Origin of the sequence: uncultured Nostoc sp. (genome assembly GCF_964245445.1) — a bacterium.
GTDB lineage: Bacteria > Cyanobacteriota > Cyanobacteriia > Cyanobacteriales > Nostocaceae > Nostoc.
Window position 1 is genome coordinate 1 of the sequence record NZ_CAXTNE010000255.1, and the last position, 11,385, is coordinate 11,385.

The window sequence follows — 11,385 nt, forward strand, 5'->3', positions numbered from 1 at the left end:
GAGCCTTCTTGCCCAACAATCAAGACCTCAGCACTGGTATAGTCCAAATTCAAGTGGTAGAGGGCAAACTTGAGCTTCTTGAAATCGGTGGCTTAAGGCGATTACGAGAAGGATACGTGCGATCGCGCATCATTCGAGCTACGTCTACTCCCTTAAACCAGCAACGCCTAGAAGAAGCCTTGCAACTGTTGCAACTCGATCCGCTCATCGAGCAGGTAAATGCCGAGTTAGCCGCAGGTAGCACTCCGGGGAGTAATATCTTACGGGTCAGTCTCAAAGAAGCACCTGCCTTTCATACTGCCTTCACCATAGATAACAACCAATCTCCCAGCATTGGTTCTGTTCAAGGCAGCATAGAAGTCAGTCATGATAATGTGTTCGGATTTGGCGATCGGGGCAACTCGTTGCAAGAAAACGGTCTCTACTTTTCAATACGCTATCAGCCGTTTTGAAATGCTTCAAAAATCCTCTTGGGACTTAACGGGAAAAATCAGAGAATGATTGCACAAAACTGTAATCAATATTGCTTTATTGTGCGATCAACTCATCCTACTTGAGCAATCAACTTTGCACAAGCACCCAATGCATTATCTAATAGCTTCTTTTATTGTATTTATCAAGCAGACAAAAACACTGCTCTTTGAAGAAAACAAACAATAGAAAGGAGAGAAAATTAGCGAACATCTTTGGCCAAAGCTGAAAGGGCAACCTATTAGTTTTGAACAGGAAATCGAATTATTCCAGATGAACAAGCGTTAGTAGTGCTATACAAGTAATGATCCATTAAGGAGAAAAACATGACTAAAAAATAAGGTAATCCACCGACCGCACACTCTAGAAGATCGCAATAATTTATTTGAGATTGCACAAGCCTATTTAAGTGTCAGGACAATCAACTTATGCACAAGAGAAAATATTACCAAGTTGGCGTTACTGAATTAAGTGAATAAAATCATGTTACTACTACCAATTAATAATTAGAAGGTTCAGCTAAAAGCCTCTGATTTTTCATTGTAAATAAACTTGTTTCACTGCTACCAAGTTAAAAATTAAAAGACTCACAGTGAATAAACTCATCTCATTGCTACCAAGTTAAAAATTAAATAAAACGGTGTGGAAAAATATTTTTGCAAGGGGTTTATTGAGTGTGATCGCTATTCGTCTTAAACGTGATCGTTTGAAGTCTAAAACTAAATTTGTCAATTGGTGACTTCTAAATACTTAACTAAAGATTGAATAATGCCGATACAACCAACTTATCCAGGCGTTTACGTAGAAGAAATTCATAGTGGAGTACGCACGATTACAGGCGTATCTACCTCTATTACTGCCTTTATTTGTCGTGCCTTACGAGGCCCTATAGACGAGCCAATTACTATCAACAATTATGGCGACTTTGAACGCATTTTTGGAGGATTGTGGCTGAATTGCAGACATGCGTGTAGCATCACTGTCACTTGAACCAGTTGAGAAATATTGTCTTGAGCTTGCTGATTATCAGGTGAGTTTTCGTCTCCCAAACAGTTTAGATATAATAGCGATCGCTAAACACAAACAGCCAGAGATTGACCAAGAGATTTTATTAGAACGCTGTATTTTGCAAGCAGTATGTAACAGTGAATATCTACCGTTGGCGATCGCGAAGTGCTGGCTCAACCACATCCAACTCAAACAGATAGGCTGGAGTTTCGGATTGCAGATGTTACACCGGGTGAGTATTTTGTGCGGGTGCGGATTGATGGAGTAGATAGTTTACTGGTAGATCGTACAGTCACACCGCCTGTTTTTGACCAGAATCAGAAGGTGGTAATTTTATGAACAACCTCGATTGTTGGATAGCAAACAATGAAGAATACCTAGCAAATGCAATGGCTTGGTTACGCTGGCGTTTATGTGAGCTTGCACAGTTACCTGATATTGAGAAGCCTAAAGTAACAGAAATGGCAATGGCGGAAGGAATGAATCCACCCCCAGTGCTGCTTCTCTTAAGTCAAAAATTAGATTTATCTGACTTTGAACAACAGGTTTTACTGTTATGCGTGGCAATGGAATTAGATCCAGGTATAGCGCGTCTTTGCGCCAGAGCTTTAGATAATTCTCATCAGCCTTATCCTACCTTTGCGTTGGCTTTATCACTATTCGAGCAACCTACTTGGGATGCCCTTTCTTGGGAACGCCCTTTGCGTTACTGGCGATTAATTGAAATTCATCAGTCAGGAGTTCAACCTCTGACTACGAGCGGTTTACGGGTAGATGAACGGATATTAAATTATATCAAAGGATTAAATTCTCTAGATGATCGCTTGGTATCATTACTGATGCCGATGGAAACAGCAGAATGGGCTGTAAAATTACCCCCATCTCAAAACGCTGTTGTCGAAACAATTATTCAGCAACTGCACCAAACGCACAGAGAACAACGTTTACCTATTATTCAGCTAGTGGGGGCAGATTCCCTCAGCAAGCAACTAATAGCCCAACATGTAGCAGCGCAACTAGATAAATATATCTATCGTTTGGCAGTGGAATTATTGCCCACCCAGGCAGGAGAATTAGAGACAATTGCTCGTTTGTGGCATCGGGAAAGCTTGCTATTGCCACTTGCGCTGTATTTAGATGCCCAAGAAATTGACACTAAACCGATTACAGAAGCACAAGCACTTCCCTTGCATCGGTTTCTTACCCGCAGTGGTGGTCTACTTTTCCTTAGCACTCGTGAAGTTAGGCAAAATTTGGGTCTGCCGACAATTGTTGTAGATGTTGAAAAGCCAACAGCCAGGGAACAAAAAACAACTTGGACTGAGGCATTAGGAGGAGTAGCAGATAGTAGTCCGCAGCTTTTAGCGACTCAGTTTAACCTCAATTTAGTCAAGATTGAGCAGATTGCCCAGCAAGTGTTAGCCGAAACACCCGACTGTGAAATCCAAAATCGTTTGTGGTCAGCTTGTCTTGCTAGTACTCGTCCGCAGTTAGATACTTTAGCTCAACGCCTCGACCCAAAAGCAACTTGGAATAATATTGTCTTACCAGCAGAAGAGACAAACTTACTGCACCAAATTGCTGACCAAATCCGGCAGCGCAGCTTAGTTTATCAACAGTGGGGTTTTCACAACCGCATGAATCGGGGCATGGGGATTAGTGCCTTGTTTGCTGGGGAAAGCGGCACAGGGAAGACGATGGCGGCGGAGGTGATAGCCAATGATTTACAGCTAAATCTTTACCGCATTGACCTTTCATCTGTGGTCAACAAATATATTGGAGAAACGGAGAAAAATCTGCGGCGTTTGTTTGATGCGGCGGAAGATGGCGGGGCAATTCTATTTTTTGATGAAGCAGATGCATTGTTTGGCAAACGTTTTGAGGTGAAAGATAGCCATGACCGCTACGCCAATATTGAGGTAAATTATTTGTTGCAGCGATTGGAGGCTTATCGCGGTTTGGCAATTCTAGCAACCAATCTCAAGAGTTCGCTGGATTATGCCTTTATGCGTCGCTTGCGGTTTATTGTGAATTTTCCTTTTCCGGGTGTGGCTGAACGTCAGGTGATCTGGCGAAAGGTGTTTCCACCAGAGACACCAACACAGGATTTAGATTTTAACCGCTTGGCACGTTTGAATATGACGGGAGGCAGTATCCACAATATTGCATTGAATGCGGCGTTTCTAGCTGCTGGGGCTGGTACGCCTGTGACGATGCAGTTGGTGTTAGCGGCAGCACGAACTGAGTTTCGTAAGTTGGATCGACCAGTGAATGAGGCGGATTTTCGGGTTTTAGCACCTACGGGGATAAAGGTATAAATATCAACATTGATATAGAGAAGCTGATTTTAGAGGGAATGCCAATTTCTCGTAGTCAGGCGCGGTTGTTGCAAGCAGAGGTGGAGGCAGAATTGGCGAGATTGCTGGCTAATGAAGGTTTACCAGACAACTTGCTCTCAGGTGGGGTAGTGCCTGGTGGTGCGATCGCACCATTATTTGCTCGTTCAACCTGACCTCAAAGTGATCGCCCACGTATAAATATTGATGAGCGTGCGATTGCGCCATTATTTGCTGATTCAACCTGACCTCAAAGCGATCGCTCATGTATGAAGGTTGATAAACGTGCGATCGCAGTGGCTTTCAAATGACCTTTAGCCAGATTTCAGTTGTGGTGTATTGTCTTTAATTTTTGCACCCAATAGCGTGGAACTAGCAACAGCGATGGAAATTACGATTCAAGCATCTATTGAGCAATGGTTGGGCGATTTAATCGATCTGCAAAGTTTGGAAGTAACAAACGTTGATGCCGACCTTTACATAGTGGTGGAGTATGTGGTGCAAAGTTCTGGTGAGGCACAAACAGCTACTTTTAGGACAACCGTACCATGAATAGCCACACCCTTACTTACCAAAACGAACAGCGCCGCCAAGAAATCCGCAGGCAAAGAAAAAACGGGCTAGATTATGTAGAAGTTAGCGATGATTTGCGTTCGCGTAGCGGCTCCTTTGGAGCATCGCTATCTGTCTACTTTTTGGGTTCAGTACCAGAAGATCTCAAAAAAGAGAATTTTATAATTGAAGGCAGCCAGCGCATCCGCAATCTTCATGTGACTAATTTACGGTAGAAAATCCCCAAAATTGTGAGAGTTACTTAGCAGTTAATCTTGACCAACCAGGCGATTTCTCTGTGTATACTTTGCGCTTGGTGTTTGTTCAAAGAGCAGTCTAGGTTTATTTAGATATTGCCATCAAGGTTGATGTCAAATTTGATTATTTGCGCGGTCATGTCAAAGCTGCTTTGTTGGATATTTTCAGTAATCGCATTTTATCTGATGTCGGTATGGTTTTTTCCACCCCGATAACTTGACTTTTGGCCAAGGAATTGCTCTAAGTCAGCTTGTGGCTAAAGCTGCTGCTGTTCCAGGCGTTGAAAGTGTCTCTGTGACTAAGTTAGAACGTCTTTTTGAAGGTTCAAACCGCGAGATTGAAGCAGGTTTTTTACCTATTGGTGCTTGGGAAATTGCCAGACTCGACAACAACCCCAACTTTTCTGAAAACGGTAAATTCACAATCGATTTGCGAGGTGGGAGATGAAATTAAGTTGTAGCTGTAACTGTCACTCTAATTATAAATTAAGCGATCGCTCCAGCTGTGGTTGTTGTGAAGGTGTAGAAATTCTCACTCCCAAATCGGTAGCTAATCAACCCGGTTTGTATACCCTACGAGATTTATTACAACTTACCTCTTCCCATTTAACGACAAGTTTTGCAATCTCACAAAAGCGATTATTTTGACTCAAACCCAAATTCAGAACAATTTACCAAAAGTTTGCAAGTCTGGAAAGGCGTTGGCTCAAAACCGCAACCAGTTTCTCCAGCGCAAATTATTATTGCAGATCTGGGCGATTGGAATTATCAACCAAAGCAAGACCACATAGCAGTTGATCTAAAATTAGGACGAATGATTTTCCTATACGCCAATTACCAAAAAACGGTGTTTGGGTTTCTTATTGTTACGGTTTCAGTGCTGATATTGGTGGTGGCGAATATGACCAAACTTTGTTAGATTCTGCGGCAAATTTTTTACTTGATGTTGTTGATATCGAAGAGCCAGCCACTTTTATCTCGTAACAAGACGCCTCTGCATTATCCGAGTTTTTGCGTAGGCGTAGCCCGCCGCAGGCATCGCAATTTTCTCGTGATACCCAAAAGCTTTTGGACGCTTACAGTACTCCTCCTGCCGAACCAGCTTTAATTACAGCTTTACTCAGAGAGCTAAATCAACTACTGTTTTTCCGATTGTGACATCTGCTGAGAGTAATTCTTCCGCGATTGCATTCACGCTAGAACACTTAGGCAAGGACAAAAATTCCAGTTTATCAGCAGGTGATTGGGTTGAAATTATTGATGATGATTATGTACTTGGAAATAGTGAGCGGCAACTAATAAAGATTGAACGGGGATTTAATCGTGCAAATACTTGTGCAAATGTGTCGTGTGATGGAATGCCATTCGGGAGTTCTAAAAATGTTTTTAACCATTCATATTTCGCACAAGCATAAGTCTCTACTGCCACCCAACCATCCGCCCCACAAATCACTGCTATTATTGCAATCGTCACGATATCAATTAAATTGTGTCGTTTAGTGCGGTCTATTCGTGGGTCTTCTATTCCCAAAAAATGGTCAGTAATTGTGATTTTTGGCTTGAGCTTCATCTTAGGAGAAAAAGAATGGAATTCTTCTTTGGGGATTCTGTGAGAATACCATGTTCCTTGACAGGCAGCCGACGGCTACCTCTAACTCCCCTATTAAAATGATTATTATTACCATAAACTGAATATTTAATTTCCTAAAAGCCTTATTTGATTAGGTTTTTGGTAAATTCAACTCTTATTCACGCTCGTCAATATTTAGATGCGTTTGCCCTGCGCTAACCCTGCCCTAAAGCCAGTTACCGATGAGGATAAAAGGTGCCCATTGGGCGGGGTGAATCTTCTTATTCTGATTAATCAGTGCCTTTTGTGCTTCCTTCAAGGCTTCTGCTTTGCTCATTTGCGATCGCAAGTTCTCGTAAAACTTAACGACTAGCTCTTTTGTTAAATCATCGTCAACGTACCAAAGAGAAGCCAAAGCACTTTTAACGCCTGCTTGCACAGTGATGCCAGCCATACCCAGCGTAGCACGGTCATCTCCTACACCAGTTTGACAAGCTGTAAGCACGAGCAACTCTATTGGCTTTGAACCTCCACTAAAGCGGCGGATGTCACTCTCTAGCTGAGTAATTGTAATCTTCTTATTATTACCCGTAACTAAAAAACTATCTTCTGGAATAGTGCCAAACTGTCCGTGAGTGGCAATGTGAATAATCGGGTAATTTGCTTGTTTAAGTTCTTGCTTTAAGCCTTCATCAGTGAATTGTTTATTGAACAGTTTCTTGCTACCTGGAAATAGCTTCGTGGCTTGATTTACTTCATCGGCAACATTTTCCAAAGCCTTGAATTTTTCACCATCAACAGTAACTGCTTCGGTTAACCCTAAGGCTAACATCCGCAAATCTTGAAAATTTTGGGGTTTAGGGAATGTCAAATGCAGACCGGGAGTCGTAGCAATGGCATATTTTTGAACTAGAAATTCCTGACCATCATGGAGTGCAGCCATCGGTACACTGCGTAAGAATCCGTCTTGGATAAAAACGATAGTTTTTATTTTTGCTTGGTCTAAATCGTCAGCAAAAGGGCGAATAATCCAGTTATATAGATTCTGTGCTGGTGTTAAAAAAGCGTCAGTAGGGTCATAAAATTCCTGTATTTCTAGACGAAAATTTTTGATTGATTCTTGAAATTTTTTACTATCGTTTATCCATGCCAGCTTCTTCAATCTTCTTTCAGTATTTGGCTTAACCTTCTGCTTCTTTTCTTGATTGGGTAGACTCACCACAATTGCCGTGCGGTCTTCTAAGATGATAGAACTAAAAATGGCGGTGTCTTCTCTCTCTAAGTCATCAACTCGTTTTTGATCAAAAACGGCAAAAACACAATCATTGCCGAAGTAATTTTGCAATTCTGCTAGTTTCAAAGAATCAATGGCATCGAGTGCAGAATCCAGTTCCTTTTGGTACTCAAGACTAGCAATGGGCAGTGATTCAGGACGTTCTAGCTTTAACCGAGCAAACTCTCGGTAGAGAGGACTAATGGTATCCCGAAACCTAAATTGCAAGTCTCGTTCAGCAATTAATAAATTATCTCGGATACCTCCGTTACCTTCTAACGTTGCGATCGCCCGTTCGTAAGCAGCAATTGCCTCAGACTCTTTCGCCTGTGCCTTGAAAATTCGCCCCGCCTGCCACTCCCACAAATAAAGACTATCTTTAGCACGCAGCTTTTGGTCGCCTGCCAAGCGTGCCTGTTTGGTAAAATATAAGGCTTTATTGTAGTCCTTGCGGCACTCGTAGAGATGACCTAGTTTACCTAAAGCAAATGATTCGGAGCGAGAATCTTTAATATTTTGAGCAATCAAAACAGCTTTTTGAAGGAGTTCTTCAGCTTGTGAATTCTTTAGTTTTCGCGGCAGACATTGAGCTTGAAAGGAAGTAGAATTTCTAGAAGGAACAAATTGTTCGAGTTCAGCTAAATCAATTGCTATATAGACTTTATTGGAAGAATTGGGGAGTTTTTCAAATTGGGCTAAAGCTTCTTGTAATACTTGTTCTGCCTGATTATTATTGTCAGCTAAATTTAAATTTTTTGGGTGGTAATAAAGTTGAATCAAATTAAGAAGTGTCCGCATTTGACTTGATAGATCATTTGAAAAGCGAGTCAGTTCGAGACTGTTATTAAAATAGCCTAAAGCTTTTTTGTAATCAGAAGTAACTTCTTTGATGAATTCACTAGCCTTAGTCTCTGCACCTCTTAACTTAGCGGAATCAACACGCTGCTCATTGAGTTGGGCTTTACTAAAATAAGCATTACCGAGACTATTAAGCAGCGAGGAGCGATAAACTGAGAGTTTATTCTCCTGGGCAATCTTTAAGCTATACTCTAGAGTTTCAATAGCTAAATCATACTTTCCCTTGAGGCGATACGCTTCTCCCAAGCTTCCCAATGCAGCTACTTCTCCCTGGCGATCGCTAAATTTTTGGGCAATTTGCAAAGCACTTCCAACACTCTCAAGGCAATCCTCATCAGTCTCAGAAGCACCGCATAAAAGCGCGATCGCTTGTTTATTTTGCCCCAAATGACTGTAGGTTTGAGCAAGTTCTGTGAGCAACTGTCCCACCTTCACGAATTCTCCTGAGGAGCGATAGTTGGCAATCGCTTCTTTCCAATAATTGATCGCTTGCTCGAATTGACCAAGTTGCTGATAAGCTATGGCTAGTTTTTCTCGAATAATTGCCGCGTTATCGTGGTTATTGATATTTTCATAGGCACTTAAGGCAGTTTGCCATTTGGCGATCGCCTCTTGCACATCTCCGGCGCGATATTGTTCAATTCCTTGTTGTACGAGTTGGCTTGGATTGGGAGGCTGTGCGGTTGCTTGTTCTCCCCATTTTGTCTGCACAGTCAAGGGAACATGATTCAGCCACAGGCAAAATGTGAGGCTGCTAAAGAAGATAACTACTAGAAAGCGACGGACACCAAATTGGCGGTATCGGTTTGGCATAGGAGGATACCATAGGTTCCAAGGAAGATTTTGTCCGAAGTTTTAACCCCTCTTTTGCTACCTTCGGTAGAGAATAAGCTAAAACCACTATTTTTACAACTCTTCTCAATAAGGAAGTTTAAATGACAAAGTTCCCTGATGTTTGCACAATTGATTATTTGTTTAGCGTTCATAAGTGAGGCAGTATTTTTCTCTCCTCGTAGTAAGAATAGAGGGTTAACTCCATTTCGATCTGAAGTTGCACATTTGGGCAATGCTAGTTGCCTAATTGTGCAATCAGTATTGCTTTGTTTTACCATTAACTTAGCACAATAGGTGAATGCCTAACTTCAGTTAAAGATTTTATTGTATGAATTAAGCAAGCAGTTACTCAATGCCGTCGGGCTTCAAAGTTAAGTTGGAATTTTAGCAGGGATTGACACCATTAGCTCAAATAAATTTTGATTTTTGACTTGGAGGGAAGGGGCACTCAGTTTTGTTTTATCGAAATCCAAATTTTATATTAGTAATGATATATATAAATAAAATTGTTAGATGAGGCAGATTATAGTTAAGATTTTGACAGTCATTAAGCTAATAAGTAGATCGGCGGAAATAATTATTGTAGGGATAAGGCAATTCTTGCCGGGGATAGGAGGAAAAAGGGCTTGAGCCTTGTTTATTTTTATTTACATAGTTTGGTTTGATTGTGCCAGCTTACTTATCCTAATTAATTTAAGAAAGTCGGCGTGAAAAAACCGAATTATGTAAAGATAAATAAGTACAGAAAATACATCTACAGAGGTGATTGAGAGATGGGCGGGTAGAGGTTTGCAAAAATGTTAAGAAAACCACCAAATGATTGTTAAAAGCAGCTTTGATCGAGGTTTGGAGTGGAAGATTGGAGGTTGTGTCGCTTTAGTGGCGGTACTCTCAATCGGAGTAAGCGATCGCCTTTTGGCTCAAATTGTGCCAGACAAGACGCTGGGTGCTGAAGGTTCTGTTGTAACACCCAATGTCAATATACAGGGAATTCAAGGCGATCGCATTGATGGTGGCGCAACTCGCGGCGCTAACCTTTTCCACAGTTTTCAGGACTTTAATGTGGGGTCAGGCAGGGGGGTTTATTTTGCCAATCCCACTGGAATTGAGAACATCTTAACTCGCGTCACGGGCGGAAATACTTCTAACATTTTGGGCAGGTTAGGGGTTTTGGGTGGGGCGAATTTGTTTTTGCTCAATCCGAACGGGATTATATTTGGTGCAAATGCCAGTTTGGATATTAAGGGGTCATTTGTTGCGACGACAGCCGATCGCATAAAGTTGGGTGATAGTGGCTATTTCAGTGCCGTAGAACCGCAAACGAGTAGTTTACTGTCTGTGACTCCGGGAGCGCTGTTTTTTAGTCAGGTTGCCAATCAACCGACTGCGATTATTAATCAAGGGAATTTATCAACACCGAAACACCTTACTCTATCGGCTGGCAATCTGGACTTGCAGGGGCAGCTATCTGCTGGGGGAGATTTAACGTTACAGGCGCAGAATACTGTGAAAGTGCGCGATGCGATCGCTAGCCCAATTATTGCTACTTCTGGGAGAAATCTGACCATTCAAGGCAACCAGAATGTTGATATCTTGGCGCTTTCCCATCCCCTCTCAAAGATTGGGAGTGGGGGGAATCTCAACCTAGTCAGTGATGGCGATATTTCTCTTGATGCTCACTTTGAGAGTGGTGGTAACCTGTCGATGCTCACCGATTCAGGCACACCGGGGGACTTTGTCAGTATGTTTGACCCAATTATTCAAGCGAATGGGGATGTTCTGTTTGGCAACTATACAGGCGTTGCTCTCAAGGTCGAAGCAACGGGCAGTATTCAGGGTGGGAATATCAAGATTACAGGAGCCGAGTGTGCCGCTGGTTCCGCGGGGTGTGTAGGCGGTATTCCCACAACTGATCCAGATTTCGCCACACTCACAGGTCGTTCATCAGTGATTTTACGAGCAGGGTTAGCCTCCGTCAACACTCCTAACCTGCCTCAGAATGCTGGAGGCAGAGGGTTCACGGCTACTTCAGGGCTGCTACTGGGAATTAGTGTTGGCAATATCGATACTTCTGAGGGCAATGGTGGGAATGGAGGGGACATTATACTCTCGGTTGCAAAGGGTAGCATTACCACTGGCGATTTGTACTCTTACTCGTTCTCTCAGATAGGCGATACGGGTCAGGGGGGCGCGATTCGCTTAACTGCTGCCAACGGCAGCATTACC

The 11,385-nt window shown here is 42.4% G+C and carries 11 protein-coding genes and 2 pseudogenes; 11 read left to right on the plus strand and 2 right to left on the minus strand.

The features are described 5' to 3' along the window. The 10 genes and pseudogenes from ACFE90_RS30105 to ACFE90_RS30150 form a co-directional block, all read left to right on the plus strand. Positions 1-452, plus strand: a pseudogene (locus ACFE90_RS30105) (hypothetical protein); the annotation flags it as partial. 787 nt (positions 453-1,239) lie between these two features. Continuing rightward, positions 1,240-1,461, plus strand: coding sequence for a hypothetical protein (locus ACFE90_RS30110; protein ID WP_375506024.1), 222 nt, complete (start codon positions 1,240-1,242; stop codon positions 1,459-1,461). Then, entirely contained in the window at positions 1,436-1,747 is a 312-nt protein-coding gene (locus ACFE90_RS30115) for a hypothetical protein (RefSeq protein WP_375506025.1), read from the plus strand. The genes ACFE90_RS30110 and ACFE90_RS30115 overlap by 26 nt, the downstream gene beginning before the upstream one ends. A 67-nt stretch (positions 1,748-1,814) precedes the next feature. Continuing rightward, entirely contained in the window at positions 1,815-3,797 is a 1,983-nt protein-coding gene (locus tag ACFE90_RS30120; protein WP_375506026.1) for an ATP-binding protein, read from the plus strand. A gap of 38 nt (positions 3,798-3,835) precedes the next feature. Continuing rightward, positions 3,836-3,991 (plus strand): hypothetical protein, encoded by a 156-nt coding sequence (locus tag ACFE90_RS30125; RefSeq protein ID WP_375506027.1) that lies wholly within the window; start codon positions 3,836-3,838, stop codon positions 3,989-3,991. 163 nt (positions 3,992-4,154) lie between these two features. Beyond that, the gene (locus ACFE90_RS30130) at positions 4,155-4,367 is read left to right on the plus strand and encodes a hypothetical protein (RefSeq protein WP_375506028.1); all 213 of its coding nucleotides are present in this window, start codon (positions 4,155-4,157) and stop codon (positions 4,365-4,367) included. Next, the gene (locus tag ACFE90_RS30135; RefSeq protein WP_375506029.1) at positions 4,364-4,603 is read left to right on the plus strand and encodes a hypothetical protein; all 240 of its coding nucleotides are present in this window, start codon (positions 4,364-4,366) and stop codon (positions 4,601-4,603) included. The genes ACFE90_RS30130 and ACFE90_RS30135 overlap by 4 nt, the downstream gene beginning before the upstream one ends. Before the next feature lie 238 nt (positions 4,604-4,841). Further along, positions 4,842-5,072, plus strand: a complete 231-nt coding sequence (locus tag ACFE90_RS30140; protein WP_375506030.1) for a hypothetical protein — start codon at positions 4,842-4,844, stop codon at positions 5,070-5,072. Positions 5,073-5,243: 171 nt separating this feature from the next. Further along, positions 5,244-5,543, plus strand: a complete 300-nt coding sequence (locus ACFE90_RS30145) for a hypothetical protein (RefSeq protein WP_375506031.1) — start codon at positions 5,244-5,246, stop codon at positions 5,541-5,543. Between the two features lie 235 nt (positions 5,544-5,778). Then, the gene (locus ACFE90_RS30150) at positions 5,779-6,039 is read left to right on the plus strand and encodes a DUF6519 domain-containing protein (RefSeq protein WP_375506032.1); all 261 of its coding nucleotides are present in this window, start codon (positions 5,779-5,781) and stop codon (positions 6,037-6,039) included. On the opposite strand, the pseudogene ACFE90_RS30155 reads toward ACFE90_RS30150, so the two are convergent. Both ACFE90_RS30155 and ACFE90_RS30160 read right to left on the minus strand, forming a co-directional pair. Beyond that, positions 5,928-6,194 (minus strand): annotated as a pseudogene (locus ACFE90_RS30155) (transposase family protein); the annotation flags it as partial. The gene ACFE90_RS30150 and the pseudogene ACFE90_RS30155 overlap by 112 nt on opposite strands. Positions 6,195-6,420: 226 nt before the next feature. After that, complete coding sequence (locus ACFE90_RS30160; protein ID WP_375506033.1) at positions 6,421-9,138, minus strand: CHAT domain-containing protein; 2,718 nt, start codon at positions 9,136-9,138, stop codon at positions 6,421-6,423. An 837-nt stretch (positions 9,139-9,975) separates the two neighbouring features. Between ACFE90_RS30160 and ACFE90_RS30165 the strand changes: the two genes are divergently transcribed. Next, the coding region (locus tag ACFE90_RS30165) for a filamentous hemagglutinin N-terminal domain-containing protein (RefSeq protein WP_375506034.1) at positions 9,976-11,385 on the plus strand (1,410 nt) is incomplete at its 3' end.